Below are 21,701 nucleotides of genomic sequence, written 5' to 3' on the forward strand. Positions count from 1 at the left end.
GGCCCCGCGTCAGCACCCGCGAGGCCAGAACCCCAGATTTTCAGTGATCTTCTAGGACTTCCGGATGGTGTTCCACGTCGCCGACGAGGACGTGGCCCCGAACCCGCACACCGCAGGAGCGCCGGGGGGCGAGTGGCTCCCCTTCGACCAGGTGGACCCCGCGCTGCGCGCCAGGCTGCTGGAGTCCGGGCTCGACGGCAGAGTGGACACCGTCCACCGGGAGTTGCGGGAGGAGGCCGGACGCGTCATCGACCCTGCCGTCGAATTCGTCCCCCTGGTCACGTCGCGAACCGGCCGGCAGGCGGCCGCGCATCCAGCTGTTCTTCCGGGCCTGGCGCTGGTGCGGCGAGCCCCGCCTAGAATCCGATAGTCGATGCGCGATGTCGGCTGAGGATGCGCGATTCCGGGGCTCGGTGCGCGTTTGCCACGGTTCGCGGCCGTCACTCTCGATCTCTTGCGGCCTTTTCGGGCAGTGGTCCGGAATCGCTGGGAGCGACCACGAGCGCGGCGAGTTCCGCGGCGAGATCGGACGGGACGGGGTCGCCGGTAACGAGCAGTCTGAGGTAGATCGGACCGAGCAAGACCTCGATGGCCAGGCCCACGCCCGTCACGCGCAGCCGCCCCTGTTCCTCGGCGCGTCGCAGCACCTCGTGCAGGATCTCTCGCCGCTCCCGCTCCACCTCGCGCAGAGCGGCGGCGAGCTCCGGCGATCTGGGCAGTTCACTGACCAGTCCGGTAATGACCCGCCCCAGAGGTGTGCCGGTGAGAAGCCGGATCGTGTTGGACAGCACGGTCACGAGATCCGCCAGGGGATCGGCGGTGTCGGGGGCTTCGGGGTTGGCCTGGGCGAAAGCCTCCCGGACCGCAGCCGCGATCAGCTCCGTACGATCCTTCCACCGTCGGTAGACCGTGGGCCGGGAGACGCCCGCGCGGGCGGCCACCGCGTCGACCGACACGCCCGCCGCCCCACCCTCCGCCAGCAGTTCGACAGTCGCTCGCAGGATGCGTCCCGAGGCTTCGCTGCTGCGCGGGCGGCCCGGCGCGGACGTCCTCTCAACCACCGGCCACCACCGGCCCGCGGGCGGCGACGGACCTGTCGTACGCGGCGAATCCTTCCTCGATCCCCATCGCGACCTGCCTCACCTCCACATACGGCACGGAGAACAGGTCGGTGTCCCGGACCCCTTCCCAGAACATGTAGTAGGCAGAGAGGTCCTCGGTCTCCACGAACAGGATGTCGCTGTACTCGGCACAGAACGCCTCCGCGTCGAACCAGCGCAGCCTGATCCCCTCGGCGCCGTCGGCCAGCGCCTTGACCGTCTCCCAGACGGCGGCGCGTTCCGCACGCTCCAGCCGGAGCCAGGCGGGCTGGAACCGCAGCATGTTCATCACGATGTACGTCACGACGCTTCTTCTCCTTCACGGGATCTCACCGAACCGCGGAGAACCGCGGAGGAATAGATTACAGTACTGCTTCGTAATGTAAATCGACGAAGGAGGTTCAGCCGTGCCGGCAGGACTGACTGTGATCACTGGCGGCACCGCGGGCGTGGGACTGGCCCTGGCGCGCCGGCTCGCACATCATGGTGAGCAGGTCGTCGTCTGTGGGCGGGACCGGACCCGCGTGGCAGCAGCCAACGCCAGACCGGGTATCGAAGCCCTGCGGTGCGACCTCACGGTGGAGAGTGACATCGCCTCCCTGGCGGCAGAGCTGCACGCACGAGGAGGCATCCGACTGCTGGTCAACAACGCGGCCGTGCAGTTCGGATACCGAGTCGCCGAGCATGACCGCGACGACGTGCTCCGCGACGCGGACACGGAAATCGGCACGAATCTCACCGGCCCGGTCAAGCTCACCGCACTGGTCCTGCCACTGATGCTGCCCGGCAGCACCATCGTGAACATCACCTCGGCCCTGGCCCTGACGCCCAAGCGCAGCGCGCCCCTGTACTGCGCCACCAAGGCCGCACTGCGCAGCTACACCACCGCCCTGCGCTACCAGCTCGCCGACGACGAACGCGGTATCCGCGTGGTGGAGGCGATGCTGCCCCTGGTGGACACAGCCATGACGGCCGGCCGGGGCAGCGGCAAGATCAGCCCGGAACACGCCGCCAGGGAACTACTGGAGGGCCTCGACCGCAACCGCTCCGTCGTCCACGTGGGTAAGATCCGCGCCCTGGTAGCCCTTCACCGCCTGTCCCCCGCACTCGCGGCACGCCTCCTCCGGGACAGCTGACCACCCTTCCCCTGCTGTGGCCAGATGTGTGGCGTGACACGCAAACGAGGCGCACTGCCAGGCGGCCCCGTGGAACACCGGGGCGGCGAACCGGGCTCCACCCGCACCGAGTTCGCAGCCGGCCCGCCGGCCGCCGACGCGGGGCGGCCGCCCCTGCGCGAAGGAGGCCTGCGGCGCGCCCCGCACCACGCCGGGCAGCGAGGTGCCGTGAGGGCCGCCGCCACGGATCAACCCGCCCTCCGACGCAGCGTCGACGCATGGGGCGAAACAGGCATAAGGTCACGCAACCGTGGTAGACGCCCTGCGTACCGGTTCTCCGGGAACCAGGAGGTAGTCATGATCGTTCTGGGCGTCATCCTGCTGATCATCGGCTTCGTCACGGGGATATCGATCCTCTGGACGATCGGCGTGATCCTCGTCGTCGTCGGCTTGGTGCTCTGGCTGCTGGGTGCGGTCGGGCACGCCGTGGGAGGCCGCAAGCACTACTACTGACGCCGGGCCTCCTGGCCCCGCGCTCAGGGGCGGTGGCGCAGTGGATGGTCCTCCGGGACCTCCACGACCGCGATCCGCACGCCGTCGGGGTCCGCGATCCACATTTCGATCAGTCCCCACGGCTCGCGCAGGGGAGGCCGCACCACCTCGGCACCGCGGCTGCTCAGTTCCTCGTACGCCGTCTGCGCGTCGGCGACTTGGAGCCACAGCCGCAGGCCGGGCGCGGGTGGCGCGTCGGCCCGTCCCGACACCTCGAGGAAGCCGTCGCCGAGGAAGTAGACCGTGCCGCGCTCCGGTCCCGTGCCGAACTCGCGGTACACGGCGAGGCCGAGGGTCTCACCGTAGAACGCACGGGAACGTTCGGGGTCCGTGGGTCGCAGCAGGATCCTGCTGCCCAGTACGTGCACCATGCCCCCACCTTCGCGCATCGCACGCCCCCCGTCACCCGGGCCGCTCCGCCCGGCCGCGCCCGCGGGTCCAAGCCCGCGGCCGGCTGCGCAGCGGTCCGGTGCGCCGACTGCGGGTGTGCCGGTCGAGTTCCTCCAGCAGGCGCTGCGAGCGCTTCTCCACGCCCAGCTCGTCGAGAACCCGGTCGATCTCGGTGAGCAGCGCTCCGCGCAACTGCCAGTGCCCGGGGTCTGCACGCGCCGAGGCCAGCAGATGGTCCGCGAGCCGGTCGCGGTGTGCGCGGGCCACCGCCAGCTCCCCGGTCAGGCGGGCCTCGGCCTCCTCCGCGTTGGCACTCACCTGGGCGGTGATCAGCTGGGCGAAGCTCTCGACGGCGGTCGCGGTGTGGCGCAGCACCTCGCGCAGCGCGGCGGCGGTCCCCGGCTCGAAGAGCGGGCCGTCCGGGCGGACCTTGGCGAGGTCGGTCACCGTCCGGCAGGCCACGCGGAGCACCACCGCGCAGATCTCCAGGGTGTCCAGGCCGGTCCGCAGCACCAGCCGGAAGAGCAGGCCCTCCTTGACCCGCGGATTGAGCCGGAGGCTGTCCTCCGCCTGCCGCAGGGCGGCGTCGACCTGCGCGATGTCGTTGTCGAGGCGGCGCGCCTCGTGCAGCCGGGCCGCGGCCTGTTCGACCCTGCCCGGGCCCGTGGGCTCCTCGCCGAGGTGGTGCAGCAGGCGGCTCATGCGCCCGGCCAGATCGGTGATCGCGGTGCCCGCCGGCCCGATCCAGAGGGGAGGCGCCAGCAGGAGGTTGACGAGCAGCCCGACCACCGCGCCGATGACGGTTTCCAGCACCCGGTCCCAGGCGGTGTCCGCCACCTGGGTGACGCCGAGGACGAGCATGGCGCTGATCGCGACCTCGGGGACGAACTCGTCGACCCGCACCAGGTGGCCCACCACCAGCGAGGCCAAGATCAGCAGGCCCAGACTCCACCAGGTGAGACCGACCAGCGCGCTGAAGCCGATGGCGATCAGGACGCCGACGACCACCGAGTTGACCCGGCGGATGCTGGTGGTCAACGTGGAGTAGAGCGTGACCTGGACGACCAGCAGGGCCGTCAGCGGGGCGGTCAGCGGGTTCGGCTCGCTGCTCAGGCGGAGGGCCACGACGTAGCTGATGACGGCCGCGGCGGTGGAGCGCAGGGCCTGGACGGCGACCGGCTCGCGGCGGCGCCGTGCGACACGGGTGGCGATGCTGCTGATCGTTTCCGACATGACTGCGCATCTTCCCAGGCCGCGCCGGAGGACTCGCGCCGGAACGGACGAGTCCGTCCGTGTCGTGGGTGACGCGTGGGGTAGATGGGGAAAGTCCGATGTCCGCGTCGAGCGAAGGTGTGAGGGAGCGACAGCCATGAAGGACACGGAGGACAGGGGTCAGCAGCAGGCCGGAGGCCGTGGGGAGCACGCGCAGGAACACCCCGGCCCGGACCCGGTGCACCCCGAGGCCAGCAAGCCGGTCGCCGGCAAGACCCCGGAGGAGCTGCGCAGGCGGCAGGAGAGCAAGATGTCCCGGCCGCACGACGAGGACACCGGCTGACGGCGTCCGCCGCGCGGCCGGACGCGGCGCCGACGGGCCGGCGCCGACGGGTCGGCTCTCACGGGCCTTCGTCGTAGGTTCCGGCCTCCACCTCCAGGGCGAGTTCCTGGAGTACCTCGATCGAGGAGACGTCCGTCCGCCCGCCGTCGTGGGCGATCGCGAGACTGGTGAACGCCAGACTGAATCCGGAGACCATGGTGTGCAGGGCCGGGCCGAGTGCCTCGGCCACCAGGGTCGCCACCTGTTGCGGCGTGGCGTCGGCGGGCACGCTGATCGACGGCAGCATTTCGTTCAGGAGCTGTGTGGCCACGCCGGCCGCCGCGGCGTGGCCGTCGGGGTCCTCGCCGGCTTCGGCGGCCCGGCGGATGTCCTGGGCCTCGGTCAGGATGCCGATCACCCGCCTGAGTACGTCTGCGCGTTCCATCCTGCGCAGGGTAGTCCGCCGGGCCGCGGTGCGGGTGCGCGCGCACCGGGCCGACCGCACCATGGCCCTGTACGCGCGTACGCGTGGTCCCGTACGCGGACCAGCCGAAGGGAGGGCGCCATGTCCTCGGACACCGGGCCGGGCACGACCGGGAGCCGACTGCTGCTGGTACGCCATGCCAAGGCCGTGCCGAAGGGTGATCCCGCCGAGGACTTCGAGCGCGGCCTGGGCGAGCGCGGCAGGGCCGACGCGCCCCGGACGGGCCGCTGGCTGGCGGAGCACGGCTACAAGCCGGACCTGGCGCTGTGCTCGCCGTCGCGCAGGACGCGCCAGACGTGGCAGCTGCTGGTCCCCGCCCTTGCGGACCCGCCGGACGCCGTCTATGACGACAGGCTCTACGACGCGGCACCGAACGCGCTGGTCACCGTACTGGCGGAGCGTGGCGCCGGGCTCGGCTGCCTGGCCCTGGTCGGCCACAACACCGGCATCCACGAGCTGGCCACGGCCCTGTGCGGGAGCGGCCCGGAGGAACTCCTGGAGCAGTTGCGGGACGGTTTCCCGACCGCGGGCGTCGTGGTGGTGGACCTGGAGGGCGGCTGGGCGGGGCTGGCCCCCGGCGCGGGACGGCTGACCGCCCTGTGGGCACCGGCCCAGCAGGGCTGTGACCCGGCCCCGTGAGCGCGCCCGGCTCGATCGGGTCGCGGCGCCCACCGCGGGGAGCTCCGCCGACTGCGGGCCGCGCGCTCAGACGTCTAGGTCCTCGGAGGGCGGCTCGTCGACCACGTGGACCGCCGCTTCCTCGGCCGATGCCGCGCCGCCGTCGATTCCTACGTCACGGGCCAGGACGGAGATGTGCCGCCGCGGTGCCGAGTCGTCCACCACGGCAAGGCGGCCCGCCCGGTCCGCTCCGCCCAGCAGGGCATCACCGGCTTCATCGGAGATCTCGTCCCCGTCGGAGACCTCCGGCTGCTCCCGCGCCAGGCGCTGCTCCAGCGTCTCCCCCGTGCGGGCTTCGGCGGCGGTGGTGCCCCTCTCGTCGACTGCCAGCGGGCGGTCCAGCGGCACGTACGCGGTGTCGAGGGTGTCGTCGAGGCCCGGTTCGTCGAGGGTGTTCTCCAGGTCGGGCTGCGCCTCGGCGGACTCGTCGGTCTCCTGCGGCTGGTAGACGTCGTCGCCGTAGGCTTCGTCGGCGGTGCTCATCGCGTTCTCCGATCGGTCGGGACCGGCGTGCCGCCGGCAGGGGCGCACCGGTCCCCGGTGCGCTCAGCCGGGCACGGAAGCGTCCAGGGGGAACGAGCCGCTCGAACCGGTGAGTTCGAGCAGTCGCAGCAGTTGGTGGCTGGGCGCCGCCAAACGCAGGACGTGTCCGCTCTGGACGGCCTGCCGCCGGGCCTCCAGCAGCGTGTTGAGGCCCGCGGAGTCGCAGAAGGAGGAATTCCGCAGGTCCACGATGACCTCGGCGCCTTCCGGTGCCTGTGACAGGGCGGCTGCGAGCGTTTCCCGCAGCTCGCCCGCGTGCTCCAGGTCCATGTCTCCGGTCACCCGCACCACGCGGTACTCGGTGCCGGCGGCGGCTTCCGGTACGGGCGCGTCCTCGGCAGCCATGACGTACCTCCTCGTCCATGGGGCACCTGCCCGTCCCAGCACCTCTCAACCGTCCATGCATCCATGGGACCGCGCAGCGGCGCCGAGCGCATACTGGGGGACATGGCGAGCCCCACGATGGCCGTCCGGCGGATCAGGCAGCGTGCCGGCGAGGCGGTGTTCCTGCGCGTCGCCGGTCCCGACGGAGCCCGCAACCGGCGGCGCATCCACCAGACGCCCGGACCCCGCTGGTTCGCACCGGACCGGCCCGTGCGGCGGGTCCACGCGGACGCGTCGATGTTCGTCGGCGGTCTCGCCGCGCTGCTGCTCCAGTCCCTGCACCCGGTCGCGATGGCCGCGGTCGCGGCCCACTCCGGATACCGGGGCGATCCTTGGGGGCGCCTGCACCGGACCAGCACCTTCCTGGCGGTCACCACCTTCGGCACCAGTGCCGACGCCGAGGCGGCGGTGGACCGTGTCCGGGCGGTGCACGCACGCGTCCGGGGCCGGACGCCCGACGGTGTGGCGTACCGGGCGGACGACCCGGAGCTGCTGGGCTGGGTGCACACCGCCGAGGCGTACTGCTTCCTGACAGCCCACCAGCGTTATGGCAAGCATCCCTTGGATCCGGCGGGCTGCGACGGGTACCTCGCCGACACGGCGCGGGTCGCTCGGGCGCTGGGCGCGGACCGGCCGCCGCAGGACGTTCGGGAACTCGCCCTGCGGATGGCGCGGTACCGGCCCTGCCTGAGGCCGACGGACGCGTCCCGGGACACCGCCCGCTTCCTGCTGGCCGATCCGCCGCTGCCGGGGGCCGCCCGGCTGCCGTACGCGCTGCTCGCGGCGGCGGCCGTGGACCTGCTGCCGTCCTGGGCGAGGGCGGCCGTCACCGCCGGTTCGGGTTCCGCGGCGGAACGGGTGCCCGGCGCGGCGGCCCGTGCGGGCGGGCACGCCGTGACCCGGGCGATCCGCTGGGCCCTGCCCCCGCCGCCCGCGCGCACGGACCGGTCGTCCGCGCCGGGGTGATCCCGGGTGGTCCCGGCCCCGGCACGTGCGGCGGCTCGTCGGGGCTTCGGTGAGCGTACGTGCACGATCGATGGCGGCCGACGGGGTGGGAGACTGGGTGGGAAACTGGAACGGCCACCGATACGTTGGCCATCCACCACGAGTCCCCACCGGAGAAGTGACGACCGATGACCCTCCAGGAAGGCCGGCGGGTCCGGCTGGCGGCAGACCTCAGGCTGGCCGGGACGGTCGTGACGGCCGAGGGCCACCCCGCGGACGGGGACGCGGTCGCCGGCGCGCTCTTCCTCGGGTCGGGTGCCCAGGGCATCGTCGAACGGGTGGACCCGCCCCGGGATCGGGAGCAGAGCCACGAGGTGCGCGAGTACGAGCGGCTCACGGCACTCCTGAACGACTTCGGCCACCAGATGCCCCCGGCGAGCAGGCGGCAGCTGGAGGAGCAGGTGGCCTCCCTCGAACCGGCGTGGACCGCCCACCGGGAGCACGGGCCCCGACGGACGGTCCGGGTCCGCCTCGACAACGGCTTCGTCCTCGACGACGCGCGGGCGGAGCTCTTCCTCCCCCTCTGAGTCCCCCTCTGACCGGGCCGGGGCCGCACGGCCGGGCCCGGCAGCCGTCCCGGGCCGGCAGACCGAATGACGGTGCTGTGGTGAACCGGCTGGGCCAACGGAGTGAGTAAAGGCTTCATCCGCGAAAGTTCCGCTCTTCCCCAAGGAAGTATCCGTTTTGGGTAAAGAGTCCTGGTGGCGCGGCTCTCCGCCCTCCCCTGTGCCGATGCGCTCCTCGGAGGAACCGAACCATGACTTACGGGAACAAGCTGCGGGAACAGATCGCGAAGCCGGGCACCACACCGCTCATCGGGGTGTACGACATGTACTCCGCCTCGGTGGCGGCCGCGCACTACGACGGGATGTTCGTCTCGGGGTTCGGGTTCGCCGCCTCCTACTACGGGCTCCCCGACATCGGGTTCATCGCCTGGCCCGACATGGTGGCCTTCGTCCAGCGACTGCGCGGCGCCTTCCCCCGTCACCACCTGCTCGTCGACATCGACGACGGGTACGTCGACCCCGAAGTGGCCTGCCATGTCGTGGAAGGCCTGGAGCGGATGGGCGCCTCCGGCATCATCCTGGAGGACCAGAAGCGTCCCCGCCGCTGCGGTCACGCCGACGGCAAGCAGGTGCTCCCGCTCACCGAGTACCTGGAGAAGCTGGAGATGGTCCTGGCGACCCGCAAGGACCTGGTCGTCGTCGCGCGGACCGACGCGACGGAGGAAGCCGACATCATCCACCGCGCCCAGGCCCTGGCGGCGACCGACGCGGACGTCGTCCTCGTCGACGGGGTGCGCAGCGTGGAATGGATCGAGCGGATCCGCGGGGCCGTCGGCGGCAAGCCGCTGCTGTTCAACCAGATCGCCGGAGGAAAGTCGCCGCGGCTCTCGCTCACCGAACTGACCGACCTCGGTGTCGACATGGCCATCTACAGCACCCCGTGCCTGTTCGCCGCGCACAAGGCGATGGACACCGCCCTCGCCGAACTGCGGCTCGCCGACGGGCGGCTGCCCGCGGCCGACGGCGGCGAGGAGATCGGCGTCGGCGAGTCCACCAGGCTGCTGACCAAGAACATCTCGCGCCACCACCCCCTGCCGGTGGCCCGGGAGAGCGTGAAGGCGTGAGCGGCCCGAACCTCGCCAGTCCGCCCGGCCCGGGTGGGTGATCGCGGGCGAACCGGCCGGCCCGATGCGCCGCGAGGTGTTCGTCCCGGATGCCTCGCGGCGTTCCACCGGCATCGGGAGCGGCCGTTCGGATGAATCGGCGGAGCAGCGCATCACGGGCGGGATGAGTTGATTGTCAGACCTGTATGACAGTCGATCAGTTTCTTCCTCGTCAGATCTCCCGCCCTGCGGACAGGGCCCCCGCGCGGCGCACATCGGGGCTTCCCGAGCCCGGTGAGCGGCGCCGGCTCCGTGAGCAGTGGGGGCTGACGACCCGCCAGGTCGGGGTGGCGTTCGGGGTGACCCCGGCGACGGTGCGGTCATGGGAATGCGGGCGCACGTCGCCGAGGGGAGGCCGGCGTGAGGCGTACCGGCGGTTCCTGGCGGGGCTGGCCCAGCACTCCGCCATCGAGGTGCCCGGGGGCGTGGACCGCCGGCCGGCCGCGCCGGTCCGCCCGAAGGCGGTGCCCCGCGAGACGGTCCCCCGCGAGACGGTGCCGCCGAAGACGGCGTCGCCCGCGGTGCGCGTCGCGCCACGGGCGGAGCCGGTCCCGCCGGGGCGGATCCGCCGCCTGCGGGTGCTGGGGGCGGCCGCCTGCGCGTGGTCGATCGCGGCCCTGTGGGTGATCCTCACCTGTCCCCCGCCGCTCTAGAGGCGCCCGGGGCCGCTCACACGCCGCCGGTGGCGGTGACCTCACCGCCGCCCGCGGTCACCCACTCGACGTCGGGTGCGCCCGACCGCGGCCGGGACGGGCGGCGGTGATCAGGTAGTAGTCCAGGATCCGCTGTTCCCAGGCAGTCATGAAATTGCGCGGCCAGGTGCCGGGGGCCCAGAGGCGGGCGAGCCAACGGTCCCAGCCGGGCCAGACCTGCGGGCCGATCGAATCGGTGCGGACGTCGGCGAAACCGGCTCCGGCGAGGGCCCGGGCGAGGTGGGAGACGGGCCGCGCGATGTCGAGTCCGCTGGCGAAGGTCTCCAGCAGCCCCGCGAGCCGCTCCTCGGGCGCGGGCGCGCCGTCGACGCTGAAGAAGCCGGCCACCGCGACCCGTCCTCCGGGACGCAGGACGCGCGCCGCCTCGTGGGCGAAGGCGGTCAGGTCCGGGAAGTGCTGCACCGCTTCGACGCTGTACAGGCAGTCGAACTCCGCGTCGCCCAGGGGCAGGTCCTCGGCCGCTCCGAGGACGAAGCGCAGCCGCTGCGGCCGCGCGGCGAGGAGCGGGGAGTTGGCGTCGCGGGCCCGGCGGAGCTGCTGGGGGTGGATGTCCACCCCGGTCACCGCGGCGGGTCCGTACTCGTCGAGGGCGAGGGCGCAGCCGAGGCCGAGGCCGCAGCCGATCTCCACGGCGCGGCCGCCGCCGGGGGCGACCGCGTCGAGTACGTGCCGGTAGAGGTCCCGTTCGCTGCGGATCCGGTCGTCCTGCGACAGCGGCCCTCCGAGGTCGACGGACCGCCAGTAGCCGAAGTTGATGAACCCGCCGGCGAACACCGGAACGGCGCTGAGGTCAGCCGGTCCGTACGTCTGCCACACCTCGGGCGGTACCGACGGTGCGGGCCGGTCCACCGGGTCCTCCGACACCATGTCACCGCCTCCTCGTGACGGGGGCGTTGCGCCCCGCGGCCTCCAGTGTGGCCCGTGGAGTCCCGTCGCGGCAGGGGGCACGCCCGGGCACGGGCGCTCACGCGCGCCCCCGGGTCCGGCGTCCTAGGCTGACGCCATGGACCACGCCGATGCCGCAGCCGCCGGATCACCCGCCGAGGCGGCGGCGGCCGCCGCCGCCCGGCTGAAGGAGCGGCTGTACGCGACCATCACCATGATCTCCGTGGTGATCGGTCTGGCGGTGTCGGAGCACGCCGACACCGCCGGGACCGCGGCCACGGTGCTGACCGCCGCCATCGGGCTGTGGCTCGCGACCCTCGTCTCCGACCAGCAGGCGCACCGCGTGGTCCACGGCCGGCTCGCCACCGGCGGGGAGTTGCGGCACATGCTCTGGGTCAGCAGCCCCCTCCTGCTGTCCGCCGTCGGTCCGCTCATCCTGATCGCCGCCTCCGCCCTGGGGGTGATGGCCCTGCAGACCGCCCTGTATGCCTCGGCAGGCGTGAGCGTCGCCTCCCTCTTCGGCTGGGGCTGGTACGGCGGCGTCCGCATGGGCGGCAGCGCGCCGCTCGCTGTGCTGGCCGGCGGGCTCGACGCCACGATCGGCCTGGCCGTCGCCCTGGTGAAGGCCGCGGCCGGCCACTGAGGCGTGCTGCGGCGAAGTGTTCGCTGGCTGCCGAAATCGTGGGGCATCCTGGGTGCATGAACGAGCTGCATCCCGGGTTCCCCCCGGACGCGCCCGCCCCCGCGGCCCGCGTGGCGGCCTTCGCCGCCGCCCTCGCCGACGAGACGCGCGCCGCCATCTGCCTGACGCTGCTGGAGGGGCGCGCCTGGACCGCCGGCGAGCTGGCCCGGATCACGGGGGTGGCGCCCTCCACCGTCTCCGGCCACCTGGCCCGGCTGTTGGAAGCCGGGATCTGCGTGACCGAGCGGCAGGGCCGCCACATCTACGTACGGGTCGCCGACTCCGCGACCGCTCGGTTGCTCGACGGGCTGGCCGCCCACGCGGTCCCGGACCGGGACGCCGCGCACGCCGCGCCGGTGGTGGGCGCACCGGATCCGCTGGCCCGGGCCCGAACCTGCTACGACCACTTCGCCGGCCGGCTGGGCATGGCGGTGACCGACGCGATGGAGGAGCGCGGACTGCTGCGCACGGACGGCGTGTTCGAGCTGACCGAGGCCGGCCGCCTGTGGTGCGCCGGGGCGGGGATCCGGCTGGCCGGCGAGGGACGCAGGCGGACGGCGAGTTCCTGCCTGGACTGGACGGAGCGGCGCCGCCATCTGGGCGGTCTGGCGGGAGCGCGGCTGTGCGCACGGTCGCTGGAGGAGGGCTGGGTGGTGCGGCCGCCGGGCGGGGGGCGCGCGCTGGAGGTCACCGCGGCGGGTGAGCGGGCGTTCGGCGACCTGTTGGGGATCACCCGGCAGGCATGGGCGTAGACCGGATCCGGTACACCGACCCTCGCCCCGCCTCGACCCTTACATTTCGGTCGACGCCGAAATGTTGCGCCCCTAGAGTGGCGGCATGTCCTTCCGCTCGACTCCGATCCCGCCCGGCGTCCTCACGGCTGGCGCCGTCACCTTCACGGTGTTCGCCTGGGCCTCCGCCTTCGTCTCCATCCGCAGCGCGGGCGCCGCCTACTCCCCGGGCGCCCTCGCCCTCGGCCGACTGCTGGCCGCCTCGCTGGTGCTCGGCGCCCTGCTGCTGATCCGCCGCCAGGGCCTTCCGCCCCGCGAGGCCCGGCGCGGGATCCTGATCTCCGGCATCGTGTGGTTCTGCGGCTACACCGTCGCGCTGAACTGGGGCGAGCGCCTGGTCGATGCCGGGACCGCCGCCCTGCTCGTGAACACCGGGCCCATCCTCATGGCTCTGCTGGCGGCCCGCCTGCTCGGCGAGGCGCTGCCGCCGCGGCTGCTCGCGGGCATGGCCGTGTCCTTCGCCGGAGCGGTCGTCGTGGGCCTGTCCATGTCGTCCGGCGGCGGCTCCACCTCGGTCCTCGGTGTCGCCCTCTGCCTGCTCGCGGCGGTGGCGTACGCCAGCGGGGTCGTCGCCCAGAAGCCGGCCCTCTCCTTCGGCACACCCCTCCAGATCACCGCGTACGGCTGCATGACGGGGACGGCGGCCTGTCTGCCCTTCACCGGGCAGCTGCTCGACGAACTCCCCCGGGCGCCGGCCTCCGCCACCCTGAACATGATCTATTTGGGTGTGGTCCCCACCGCCCTCGCCTTCACCACCTGGACCTATGCCCTGGCCCGTATGCCCGCCGGCCGACTGGGGGCGACCACGTACGCCGTCCCGGCCCTCGTCGTCCTGCTCAGCTGGGCCCTGCTGGCCGAGGTACCGGCCTGGCTGACGCTCCTCGGCGGCGTACTGTGCCTGGCCGGTGTGGCGGTCTCCCGGTACGCACCGCGGAGGGCTGCCGCCTCCCTCGACCCTGTCGACGGCGCTCCGCTCGCTCCCGCGGGAGGCAACCGAGGCTGAGGATCCTGACGGTCGGCGCCGGAAGGGGAACCGATCCCGGCCGGGACCGGCCGCCCTGCCACCGAAGGTCCGCGAGCACCGGCGGGCCTCGGGACACCCCGCGGCCCGCCGCTCGGCCCCCGCGACCCTCACCCGGATGCCCCGTCAGGTGGGCATCCGGGCCGCCGGGCCGTTGACTGGAAGGCCCCGGAACACTCTTGGAGGCGTGGTGGCGACGGTCGTGTGGGCGCGTGGGGCGGCAGGGATGGTGCTGGCTGCGGCGGTGCTCGGCGCCGCGGGATGCTCGGGCGGCGACGGCAGCCCGTCCGGCGCCGTCTCCAGTGCCGCGTCCGCGGTGAGGTCGGCGGGCGAGGCCGTCTCCTCGGCCGCCTCGGAGGCGGCGAAGGCCGCCGAGTCCGCGGCCGCCGTCGCGAAGGACAAGCTCGCCGAGGTCAAGAACGGGGCCGACGCCAAGGACCAGGTGTCCCTGGGCACCGTGTCGACCGACGCGGACGGATACACGACGGTGCCGGTCACCGTGCGCAACACCGACGACGGCGCGAAGTCCTTTGCCGTGCAGGTGGAGTTCAAGGACGCAAGCGGCAACCTCGTCGACACGGTGGTGGTGACGGTCTCCGACGTGGCCGGCAAGGACACCGGGGAGGGCACGGCCCGCAGCACCCACAAGCTGTCCGGCACGGTGACCGCGCAGACTGGCGCGGCCCTGCGCTACTGAGCCACCGAGGCACCGAGGCACCGAGGCACCGAGGCACCGAGGCACAGGGTGGCCACGCGGCCGCCGGAGCGCCCGCAGGGCGGGGAATCCCGGGGAATCCCGGGCCTCCCGGCACGGCGCCGGCGGTGGCCCGGGCGGCCCGACCGCCGTTCGTCGGCGCGGGACCACACGGCCCGCTCCCGCCCATGCCCCCAGGCCGCTAGGGTCGGACCCATGGCTTCGACGGATGTCTCCCTGCGTCCTGTGCGCCCCGGCGATCTGCCCGCGTTCTTCCGGCACATGAGCGATCCCGAGTCGCATCGGATGGCGGCCTTCACCGCGCAGGACCCGACGGACCGGGCGCACTTCGACGCACACTGGAGGCGCGTCCTCGCCTCGCCTCAGATCGTCAGCCGCACGGTACTGGTGGACGGCGCCGTGGTCGGGCACGCGGCCGTGTACGGCGATCCGGGCGAGCGGGAGGTCACGTACTTCATCGATCGCCCCCACTGGGGGCGCGGCATCGCTACCGCGGCGCTGCGGGCGCTGCTCACCGAGGTTCCCGAACGCCCGCTCCTGGCCAGGGCTGCGGCGGACAACGTCGGATCGGTGCGTGTCCTGGAGAAGTGCGGTTTCAAGGTCGTCGGCGAGGACCGGGGTTTCGCGAACGCCCGGGGAGCGGAGATCGACGAGTTGGTGCTGCGGCTGGACGGCTGATCACCCGCGCCCCGGTCGTCTGCGAGCTCCACGTGATTCCGCGGAAGGTTCCCGGCCGGAGCCGCGGCGGAGGCAACCTCCCGGGCGCCCGCCACGTCCTCTCCTGCAGGACCCGCCGGCCCGGACGGCGCGTGCACTGCGGAGAGGACATCTGATGAGTGAGAAGGCCCGGCGGCTGTTCGACGCCCTCGACCTCGACCAGGACGGCACCCTGACACGGGCCGAGGTGATCGGTGCGCTGCGCTCCAAGGGACCGACCCTCGCCGCACAGGGGGCGATCCCCTTCTGGGGTGTGGGCGACACCGAGGCGTCCTCGGCGCTGTTCGACGCGGCGGACCAGAACGGCGACCGGGTGCTGAGCTTCGAGGAGTTCGCGGCCGTGGTCGACCGCCGCTTCGGCTGGTAGCCGCCGCACCGCCCGGCGGGCGGCCGTCCCGCGTGCGGCGCCCGCCGGGCGGCGGGAGAATGGCCTGGGCGGCGGGGCGCCCAGCGGGCGGTTACGGCCCCGGCCGGCCCGCGGCAGGGCCGACCGGACGGGGCGGACGAGTCAGGTGATCGCACATGTGCCGGTGGCTGGCGTATTCGGGAACCCCCGTGCTGCTCGACACCATCCTGTACAAACCCGCCCACTCCCTGATCGACCAGAGCCTCCACTCGAAGCTGGGTGTGGAGACGACCAACGGCGACGGCTTCGGTGTCGGCTGGTATCCGGACGGCGGCGGCGACGGAACGCCCGCCCTCATGAAGGACGTCGGTCCCGCCTGGAACAACCGCAATCTGCGGGAACTCGCCGACCACGTCACCTCCCCCGTGTTCTTCGCCCACATCCGGGCCTCGACGGGTACGGCGGTGCAGCAGACGAACTGTCACCCGTTCCGGTACGGCCGCTGGATGTGGATGCACAACGGGGCCATCGCCGGCTTCCACGCCATGCGGCGGGACCTGGCCATGCTCGTCGACCCGGCGCTGTACGGGGAGATCGAGGGCACGACGGACTCCGAGCTGATGTTCTACCTGGCGCTCACCCACGGCCTGGAAGAGGACCCTCCGGCCGCGGTCGCCAGGATGGTGGGCGTGGTCGAGCGCGTCGGCCGCGAGCACGGCGTGGAGTTCCCGATGCAGATGACCGTGGCCGTCACGGACGGAACGGCCGTGTGGGCCTTCCGCTACTCCAGCCAGGGCGCCTCCCGGTCGCTGTTCTACAGCAGCCGGGTGGACACGCTGCGCAGGCTGCACCCCGACATCCTCTTCCTGCAGGAGGCCTCCGACGAGACCCGACTGGTGGTGTCCGAGCCGCTCGGCGACCTGCCCGGCGCGTGGAACGAGGTCCCGGAGAGCAGTTACGGCGTAGTGCGGACGGGTGAGGATGGGCTGTACCCGTTCACCCCGCTGGCGGCCTGACGTCGGCGGCCGCTGCCGCGCCGGCCCGCATGCCGGACTCGGTGCGCGGCGACGGCACGGCGGCGGCGGTGACGACCCGGGGCAGGGCGTAGGGGTGCTTCTCGGCGAGCCAGGCGACCAGTCGCTCCCGTACCTCGCAGCGGGCGGTCCACAGCCGGTCCGGGTCCTTGGCGGTGACGATCGCCCGTACCACGATGGTGGTGGGCGTGGTGTCGGTGACGGAGAGGCCCCAGCCACGGCCGTCCCACGCCTCGCAGCTGTCCAGGATCTCCTTCAACTGCTCGCGCATGAGGGCGACGGGGGCGGTGTGGTCGCAGTGCAGGAAGACCGTGCCGGTCATCTGGATGCCGCCGCGCGACCAGTTCTCGAAGGGCCGCGAGGTGAAGTACGAGACGGGCATGGTGATGCGGCGCTCGTCCCAGGTCCGCACGGCGATCAGGGTGAGTGTCACCTCCTCCACCACGCCCCATTCACCGTCGACGACGACCGTGTCGCCGATCCGCACCATGTCGCCGAACGCGATCTGGAATCCGGCGAAGACGTTGCCGAGGGTGGACTGTGCCGCGACGCCCGCGACGATGCCGATGAGGCCGGCCGATGCCAGTACGGACGTGCCCACGGCCCGGAAGGCGGGGAAGGTGAGCAGCATCGCGGCCGCCGCGACCACGGCGACGACGGCGGTGACGATCCTTCTGATGAGCGTCACCTGGGTACGGACCCGGCGCACCCGCGAGGGGTCGCGGGTGCCCAACGCGTAGCGGGCGTAGGAGGATTCGACGACGGCCGAGGCCACACCGACGACGCACCAGGCGCCCGCACCGATCAGGACGAGCGTCAGGGTCCGCCCCACGGCGGTCTCGTGGTCCCGCAGCGGCTGCCACGCGATCTGGCGGTAGGACCCGCGCAGCACCGCCGTGAAGAGCAGCACGCGAACCGAGGGCCCGCAGCGGCGCAGCATGTTCCACAGCGGTGTCTCGGGGTGGCGGGCGTCGGCCCGCCGCAACAGCATGTCGGTGAGGCGGCTCAGTACGAGGGTGAGCACGACGGAGCCGCCCAGGACGGCCAGCAGTCGCAGGAAACTGTTCATGACTCCCCGGTGTCCGGTTTCGGGAACGGTTGGGGGCGGCCGGGCTCGACGCAACATCCGGCCCGGCCCCCGGGTCCTCGGACCGCGGGTCAGTCGTGCAGCATCTCCTCGCGCAGGCTCTCCAGCGTGCGGGCGAGCAGACGGGAGACGTGCATCTGGGAGAGGCCGACCTCCTCGCCGATCTCCGCCTGGGTCATCTCCTGGCCGAAGCGCAGCTCCAGGATGCGGGTACTGCGCTCGTCCAGGCCGGCGAGCAGGGGTGCCAGGGCCTGCCGGTCCTCGACGGCCTCCAGGGCGGGGTCGGGGCCGCCGACGGTCTCGGCCAGGGAGCGGGCGGGCTGTCCGCCCGCGGCGGCCCCGGTGCGGCCGGTGTCGGACTGCTGGGGCGCGTCGAGGGACTGGGTGGAGTAGCCGTTGGCGGCGAGCAGGCCCTCCCGGACCTCGTCCTCGGTGAGGCCCAGGTGGGTGGCGAGTTCCCCGGGAGTGGGGGCGCGGTCCGTCTCCGAGGTCAGTTCCTCGGTGGCCCTGGCCAGCACCAGGCGCTGCTCCTGGAGCCGGCGCGGGACCCGTACGGCCCAGGTGGTGTCGCGGAAATGGCGCTTGATCTCACCTGTGATGTACGGCATGGCGAGCGTGGTGAACTGGATGTTGCGCTCGGGGTCGTACCGGTCGATGGCCTTGATCAGGCCGATGATGCCCACCTGGACGATGTCCTCGTTCTCGGGGCCGCCGGGGCGGTCGCGGAACGGCCGTGCGGCGAAGTTCACCAGTGAGATGTTCATCTCGATCAGCGTGCCGCGCACGTACTGGTACTCGCGGGTGCCCTCTTCGAGGCTGCGCAGGCGCTCGAAGAACACCCGGGTCAGCTGCCGGGCGTCGCAGGTCGACAGCTCCCGCGGACAGGGCACGTCGGGCAGCCCGCTGAGCGCGGGTCCGGCCACGGCGCCGCCGTCGGGGGCGGCGGCCGCGGTGGGGGGCGTGGTCGGGGCCGTGGCCCCGGTCGTGGCCTCGGTCGTGGCCGTGGTGGTCATCGTCTTCGCTCCTTGGGCACAGGTGCTTGCGGCGCGTTGTGCGATTGCTCGCTCGTTGCTCGGTCGGTGCGGAAGTCCCCTTCCGCTCCCCTGCACCCTGCCGGGCGCTCGTACACACGTCAAGTTATACCGGAAAGACTTTTCGGGATTTGCTTTTCGCGAGTCTCCACTCAAGAATGTCGGGGTGGAGAACGAGCACACGGGGTCCCGCCGGAACCACTGGACCTTCCTGACGAACCACGCCCGGGTCCTGATCGCCATCGCGCGCGACCCGGGTGTCCGGCTGCGCGACATCGCGGCGGGCTGCGACCTCACCGAGCGGACCGTGCAGGCCATCGTCACCGATCTGGAGACGGACGGGTACCTCACCCGCACGCGGGACGGCCGCCGCAACCGCTACGCCATCGCCCCCGGTGCGCGCTTCCGCCACCCGGCGGAGGCGGGCCGCGAGATCTCCGGCCTCCTGGCCTTCCTCGCGGGGCCGCCGGACCCGCCGCCCGCCACCGGCTCCGCGGACGGCGCACCCGACCACGACGGGGTCCTGCCCCAGCGGTGACCCCGGTCTAACGGTCCGCGAGCAGTCCCTCGAAGAACTCCCAGTCCAGGCGATCCGCCTCCGCGCCGGCCGGGACGGCCGCCCACGTCCTCTCCAGCCAGGACGCGAGCCCCGCCCGGTTCAGCACGAAGAGGGCGTACGGCGGCGCCGTCCCCAGCCGCAGCAGGACGTGTGCCCCGCGGTCGGGCCCGGCGGTCGGCCGGATCCGCACCTCCCCCGTCCCCGCCAGGGTGCGCAGCCCCCTGGCCAGGAGGTCACGGCCGATCACCCAGGCCACGGGATCGGCGCCGACCGGGTGGAAGGTGAGCTCGACGTCCAGCGGGGCACGGGCGGACCAGTGGAACGTGGCGCGGAGGGGGAACCGCAACCGGTTCCGGACCTGGTGGATCCCGGTCGTCCAGGTCAGTTCCTGCTCGGGGCGGCGGGGCCGGTGGTCCATGACGACTCGTCTCTGCAAAGGGGCGGCGGGCGGCCGGGACGGGAGAGGATCGGTCCGGCCGGAACGGCACCGGCGACACCGGCTGCCATGGCTCGTCTGCTCCCCCGCCCGCATCCGAAACAGCAGTGCGGGCCATTGGAGGGAACGGCGGACGTGTCGGCCCGGACGGGCCCGGCCCCACGCGGATAGTCGTACCGGGCACCCTCGGCCGGCCGCGGTCCGTTGTGGCATGCCCCAAGCGACAGCGCCGAAGAACGGGGCCGGAGATGAAGAAGTCCGTAGTGTTGTGCGCACTGGTGGCGGGCCTGGCGCTCGGCCCGTTGGGCGGCGTGAGCTGGGCCGCCCAGCAGCAGACCGCCGCTGAGCCCGACTCGGCCGCGCCCCGGGCCGCGTATCCGGTCGGCGAGGTGGTCTCGGACGCACCGCTCCACGTGCGCCAGAAGCCGACGGTGTACTCGGGCATCGTCAAGTCGCTGCGCCCGGGTCAGCGCGTGCTCCTCAACTGCCAGACGCGCGGCGGGTGGGTGGACGGCAACCCCGTGTGGTACCGCCTCCAGGGCTCCAAGGGCTGGGTCTCGGCCCGCTTCGTCCACAACCACCAGCCGGTCCGCCCCTGCTGACGCGCCCTCGGCCCACCGGCCCCGTCACGGCCCCGTCACGGCCTCGGCTCGCCGGCCTCCCGGCCGTCGACGTACGTGGCCACCACCTCGATGCCTCCGATCCGCGACACGTCGACGTGCCGCGGGTCGTCCCCCAGCACCACCAGGTCGGCGCGCTTGCCAGGAGCGAGGCTGCCCGCACTGTCCTCCCAGCGGCAGGCGCGGGCTCCGGCGACCGTGTAGGCGTACAGGGCCTCGTCGACGGTGATGCCCTCGCCCGGGCCGATCAGACGTCCCGACCCGGAGGCACGCTCCACCATGAACTGGACGCCGCGCAGCGGGGAGCCGTCCGCCACCGGGCGGTCGGAGCTGCCGACCAGCGGGATGCCGTGGTCGAGGAAGCCCCGGCCGCGGTACAGCCACGGCGCCCGCTCCTCGCCCATGATCGCCGCGTAGTCGTCGCCGAAGCAGCGCAGGAAGTGGGGCTGGACCACCGCGCTGAGCCCCAGCCGGGCGAAGCGCGGGAGCTGGTCGGGGCGGATCAGGCCGGCGTGCTCGATGCGATGCCGGGCGTCGGGCCTGGGTCGCAGGCGCTGGGCGTGCTCCAGGGCGTCCAGCGCCACGTCGGCCGCGCGGTCGCCGATGGCGTGCACGGCGAGCTGCCAGCCGGCGAGGTGGCCGTCGACGATGGACCGTGCGAGGACCTCGGGATCGTCCTGCAGCCCGCCCGCGTGCCCCATGCCCTCGTACGGGGCGCTCAGGGCGGCGGTACGGGCCATCATCCCGCCGTCAGTGAAGATCTTGAGGGCCCCCACGGACAGCCAGTCGTCGCCGAAGCCGGTGCGCAGGCCGAGGTCGAGGGCCCTGGGGATGCCGTCGGCTTCGTGCGCACCGACCGGCCGCAGCACGTCGGCGGAGACCATCAGCTGAACCCGCAGCGGCAACAGTCCCTTGTCCCTGGCGAGTTGGTAGGCGCCCAGTTCGACCGGGGTGTGCCCGAAGAGGGCACCGCCGATGCCCGCCTCGGCGCAGGCGGTGACGCCCTCGGCCAGACAGGTGCGGGCCGCGCGCCCGATGGACTCGGCCAGCTCCTCCTGGGAGTACGGAAGCCGCAGCGCGCGGGCGGCCCCCATGGCGGCCTCCACGAGGAATCCGTTCTCGTGCGGGACGTCCGCGGCGAGCAGGTCCAGGACGGCGGTGTTGACGACGCAGCCGTGCCCCGAGTCGTGCAACACGTACAGCTTGTGCCCCTGACTGACCTGGTCGAGCTCGGCGGCGGTCAGGTGGCGGCCCAGGGCCCGCTGGTCGTAGCCGACGACGCTCACCCAGGATCCGGGCGAGTTCCTGGCCGCGACCGCCCCGGCCACGACGGCGAGGGCGTCATCGATCCGCGTGCAGCCCGTCATGTCGGGGGCGTTCTGCCGGAATCCGGTCCAGGGCAGGTGCACGTGGGAGTCGATGAACCCGGGGAGCACCGTGGCGCCTTGGAGGTCGATCACCTCGCGGGCGGGCAGGGAGGCCACGGCCTCGTCCAGGCCGACGATGCGGCCCCGCCAGATGCCGAGCTCGCGGGCGAGCGGGCGGTCCGGGTCCATGGTGAGAAAGCGGGCGTTGGTCAGCCTGGCGCAGAGCATGATGTGGTGCCCCCG

Annotated in this window: 30 protein-coding genes; 17 read left to right on the top strand and 13 right to left on the bottom strand. The window is 73.0% G+C overall.

What is annotated here, in order from left to right:
• Positions 1–64 precede the first annotated feature (64 nt).
• Positions 65–370: a hypothetical protein gene (locus ACFW2G_RS12240; RefSeq protein ID WP_384581713.1), complete on the top strand. Its 306-nt coding sequence runs from the start codon at positions 65–67 to the stop codon at positions 368–370.
• A 70-nt stretch (positions 371–440) separates the two neighbouring features.
• On the opposite strand, the gene ACFW2G_RS12245 is transcribed toward ACFW2G_RS12240, so the two are convergent.
• Positions 441–1,061: a TetR/AcrR family transcriptional regulator gene (locus ACFW2G_RS12245; RefSeq protein ID WP_384581711.1), complete on the bottom strand. Its 621-nt coding sequence runs from the start codon at positions 1,059–1,061 to the stop codon at positions 441–443.
• Positions 1,054–1,404, bottom strand: a complete 351-nt coding sequence (locus ACFW2G_RS12250; protein ID WP_384449294.1) for a darcynin family protein — start codon at positions 1,402–1,404, stop codon at positions 1,054–1,056. Before ACFW2G_RS12250 ends, ACFW2G_RS12245 begins: the two co-directional genes overlap by 8 nt.
• Before the next feature lie 103 nt (positions 1,405–1,507).
• Here ACFW2G_RS12250 and ACFW2G_RS12255 point away from each other — a divergent pair, with 103 nt between their 5' ends.
• Together ACFW2G_RS12255 and ACFW2G_RS12260 are read left to right on the top strand one after the other, a co-directional pair.
• A complete protein-coding gene (locus ACFW2G_RS12255; protein ID WP_384581709.1) occupies positions 1,508–2,236 on the top strand; it encodes an SDR family oxidoreductase in 729 nt (242 codons plus the stop codon).
• 336 nt (positions 2,237–2,572) lie between these two features.
• Positions 2,573–2,728 (top strand): DUF6131 family protein, encoded by a 156-nt coding sequence (locus ACFW2G_RS12260; RefSeq protein WP_172671261.1) that lies wholly within the window; start codon positions 2,573–2,575, stop codon positions 2,726–2,728.
• A 23-nt stretch (positions 2,729–2,751) separates the two neighbouring features.
• Here ACFW2G_RS12260 and ACFW2G_RS12265 read toward each other — a convergent pair whose 3' ends face one another.
• Positions 2,752–3,138 (bottom strand): VOC family protein, encoded by a 387-nt coding sequence (locus ACFW2G_RS12265; RefSeq protein ID WP_384581707.1) that lies wholly within the window; start codon positions 3,136–3,138, stop codon positions 2,752–2,754.
• 31 nt (positions 3,139–3,169) lie between these two features.
• On the bottom strand, positions 3,170–4,390 hold the full coding sequence (locus ACFW2G_RS12270) for an aromatic acid exporter family protein (protein ID WP_384449287.1): 1,221 nt from the start codon (positions 4,388–4,390) through the stop codon (positions 3,170–3,172).
• A 136-nt stretch (positions 4,391–4,526) separates the two neighbouring features.
• Here ACFW2G_RS12270 and ACFW2G_RS12275 point away from each other — a divergent pair, with 136 nt between their 5' ends.
• Positions 4,527–4,712, top strand: coding sequence for a hypothetical protein (locus tag ACFW2G_RS12275; protein ID WP_384449285.1), 186 nt, complete (start codon positions 4,527–4,529; stop codon positions 4,710–4,712).
• 58 nt (positions 4,713–4,770) lie between these two features.
• Here ACFW2G_RS12275 and ACFW2G_RS12280 read toward each other — a convergent pair whose 3' ends face one another.
• Positions 4,771–5,136, bottom strand: coding sequence for a hypothetical protein (locus tag ACFW2G_RS12280; RefSeq protein WP_037918362.1), 366 nt, complete (start codon positions 5,134–5,136; stop codon positions 4,771–4,773).
• 120 nt (positions 5,137–5,256) lie between these two features.
• On the opposite strand from ACFW2G_RS12280, the gene ACFW2G_RS12285 reads away from it, so the two are divergent.
• Entirely contained in the window at positions 5,257–5,814 is a 558-nt protein-coding gene (locus ACFW2G_RS12285) for a SixA phosphatase family protein (protein WP_384581705.1), read from the top strand.
• A 66-nt stretch (positions 5,815–5,880) separates the two neighbouring features.
• Here ACFW2G_RS12285 and ACFW2G_RS12290 read toward each other — a convergent pair whose 3' ends face one another.
• The gene (locus ACFW2G_RS12290) at positions 5,881–6,336 is read right to left on the bottom strand and encodes a DUF5709 domain-containing protein (protein WP_037917071.1); all 456 of its coding nucleotides are present in this window, start codon (positions 6,334–6,336) and stop codon (positions 5,881–5,883) included.
• A 63-nt stretch (positions 6,337–6,399) separates the two neighbouring features.
• On the bottom strand, positions 6,400–6,741 hold the full coding sequence (locus ACFW2G_RS12295) for an STAS domain-containing protein (protein WP_052030127.1): 342 nt from the start codon (positions 6,739–6,741) through the stop codon (positions 6,400–6,402).
• 102 nt (positions 6,742–6,843) lie between these two features.
• Here ACFW2G_RS12295 and ACFW2G_RS12300 point away from each other — a divergent pair, with 102 nt between their 5' ends.
• From ACFW2G_RS12300 to ACFW2G_RS12310, 3 genes are all read left to right on the top strand, one after another.
• Positions 6,844–7,746, top strand: a complete 903-nt coding sequence (locus ACFW2G_RS12300) for an oxygenase MpaB family protein (RefSeq protein ID WP_384449277.1) — start codon at positions 6,844–6,846, stop codon at positions 7,744–7,746.
• A 167-nt stretch (positions 7,747–7,913) separates the two neighbouring features.
• On the top strand, positions 7,914–8,312 hold the full coding sequence (locus ACFW2G_RS12305) for a hypothetical protein (protein WP_384449274.1): 399 nt from the start codon (positions 7,914–7,916) through the stop codon (positions 8,310–8,312).
• A 230-nt stretch (positions 8,313–8,542) separates the two neighbouring features.
• Positions 8,543–9,415, top strand: a complete 873-nt coding sequence (locus ACFW2G_RS12310) for an oxaloacetate decarboxylase (RefSeq protein ID WP_037917064.1) — start codon at positions 8,543–8,545, stop codon at positions 9,413–9,415.
• A 211-nt stretch (positions 9,416–9,626) separates the two neighbouring features.
• On the opposite strand, the gene ACFW2G_RS12315 is transcribed toward ACFW2G_RS12310, so the two are convergent.
• Both ACFW2G_RS12315 and ACFW2G_RS12320 read right to left on the bottom strand, forming a co-directional pair.
• The gene (locus ACFW2G_RS12315) at positions 9,627–10,088 is read right to left on the bottom strand and encodes a hypothetical protein (RefSeq protein ID WP_157840177.1); all 462 of its coding nucleotides are present in this window, start codon (positions 10,086–10,088) and stop codon (positions 9,627–9,629) included.
• Between the two features lie 76 nt (positions 10,089–10,164).
• Complete coding sequence (locus tag ACFW2G_RS12320; RefSeq protein ID WP_384449269.1) at positions 10,165–11,034, bottom strand: class I SAM-dependent methyltransferase; 870 nt, start codon at positions 11,032–11,034, stop codon at positions 10,165–10,167.
• 136 nt (positions 11,035–11,170) lie between these two features.
• Between ACFW2G_RS12320 and ACFW2G_RS12325 the strand changes: the two genes are divergently transcribed.
• The 7 genes from ACFW2G_RS12325 (at position 11,171) to ACFW2G_RS12355 (ending at position 16,340) form a co-directional block, all read left to right on the top strand.
• On the top strand, positions 11,171–11,695 hold the full coding sequence (locus ACFW2G_RS12325; RefSeq protein WP_384449266.1) for a hypothetical protein: 525 nt from the start codon (positions 11,171–11,173) through the stop codon (positions 11,693–11,695).
• A 56-nt stretch (positions 11,696–11,751) separates the two neighbouring features.
• Complete coding sequence (locus ACFW2G_RS12330; RefSeq protein ID WP_384581703.1) at positions 11,752–12,486, top strand: ArsR/SmtB family transcription factor; 735 nt, start codon at positions 11,752–11,754, stop codon at positions 12,484–12,486.
• A gap of 85 nt (positions 12,487–12,571) precedes the next feature.
• Entirely contained in the window at positions 12,572–13,528 is a 957-nt protein-coding gene (locus ACFW2G_RS12335) for a DMT family transporter (RefSeq protein ID WP_384449261.1), read from the top strand.
• A 205-nt stretch (positions 13,529–13,733) separates the two neighbouring features.
• On the top strand, positions 13,734–14,243 hold the full coding sequence (locus ACFW2G_RS12340; protein ID WP_236647478.1) for a hypothetical protein: 510 nt from the start codon (positions 13,734–13,736) through the stop codon (positions 14,241–14,243).
• Positions 14,244–14,456: 213 nt separating this feature from the next.
• Complete coding sequence (locus tag ACFW2G_RS12345) at positions 14,457–14,939, top strand: GNAT family N-acetyltransferase (protein ID WP_384449258.1); 483 nt, start codon at positions 14,457–14,459, stop codon at positions 14,937–14,939.
• A 103-nt stretch (positions 14,940–15,042) separates the two neighbouring features.
• The gene (locus ACFW2G_RS12350; RefSeq protein ID WP_370466667.1) at positions 15,043–15,345 is read left to right on the top strand and encodes an EF-hand domain-containing protein; all 303 of its coding nucleotides are present in this window, start codon (positions 15,043–15,045) and stop codon (positions 15,343–15,345) included.
• Between the two features lie 155 nt (positions 15,346–15,500).
• Entirely contained in the window at positions 15,501–16,340 is an 840-nt protein-coding gene (locus tag ACFW2G_RS12355) for a class II glutamine amidotransferase (protein ID WP_037917053.1), read from the top strand.
• Here ACFW2G_RS12355 and ACFW2G_RS12360 read toward each other — a convergent pair.
• Entirely contained in the window at positions 16,321–17,427 is a 1,107-nt protein-coding gene (locus tag ACFW2G_RS12360) for a mechanosensitive ion channel family protein (protein WP_078555932.1), read from the bottom strand. The two genes, ACFW2G_RS12355 and ACFW2G_RS12360, sit on opposite strands and share 20 nt — an antisense overlap.
• Positions 17,428–17,516: 89 nt before the next feature.
• On the bottom strand, positions 17,517–18,458 hold the full coding sequence (locus ACFW2G_RS12365) for a SigB/SigF/SigG family RNA polymerase sigma factor (protein WP_078555930.1): 942 nt from the start codon (positions 18,456–18,458) through the stop codon (positions 17,517–17,519).
• Between the two features lie 184 nt (positions 18,459–18,642).
• Between ACFW2G_RS12365 and ACFW2G_RS12370 the strand changes: the two genes are divergently transcribed.
• Entirely contained in the window at positions 18,643–19,014 is a 372-nt protein-coding gene (locus ACFW2G_RS12370; protein WP_037917051.1) for a helix-turn-helix domain-containing protein, read from the top strand.
• A gap of 7 nt (positions 19,015–19,021) precedes the next feature.
• Here the strand turns inward: ACFW2G_RS12370 and ACFW2G_RS12375 are convergent, their stop codons facing one another.
• A complete protein-coding gene (locus ACFW2G_RS12375; RefSeq protein ID WP_384449253.1) occupies positions 19,022–19,453 on the bottom strand; it encodes an SsgA family sporulation/cell division regulator in 432 nt (143 codons plus the stop codon).
• A 266-nt stretch (positions 19,454–19,719) separates the two neighbouring features.
• On the opposite strand from ACFW2G_RS12375, the gene ACFW2G_RS12380 reads away from it, so the two are divergent.
• Positions 19,720–20,073 carry an SH3 domain-containing protein gene (locus ACFW2G_RS12380; RefSeq protein WP_384449250.1) on the top strand — a complete coding sequence of 118 codons (354 nt, stop codon included), beginning with the start codon at positions 19,720–19,722 and terminating at the stop codon, positions 20,071–20,073.
• A 35-nt stretch (positions 20,074–20,108) separates the two neighbouring features.
• Here the strand turns inward: ACFW2G_RS12380 and ACFW2G_RS12385 are convergent, their stop codons facing one another.
• A complete protein-coding gene (locus ACFW2G_RS12385; RefSeq protein ID WP_384581701.1) occupies positions 20,109–21,686 on the bottom strand; it encodes an amidohydrolase in 1,578 nt (525 codons plus the stop codon).
• Positions 21,687–21,701 lie beyond the last annotated feature (15 nt).

The sequence above is a fragment of the Streptomyces sp. NPDC058880 genome, assembly GCF_042742535.1.
Classification (GTDB): Bacteria; Actinomycetota; Actinomycetes; order Streptomycetales; family Streptomycetaceae; genus Streptomyces.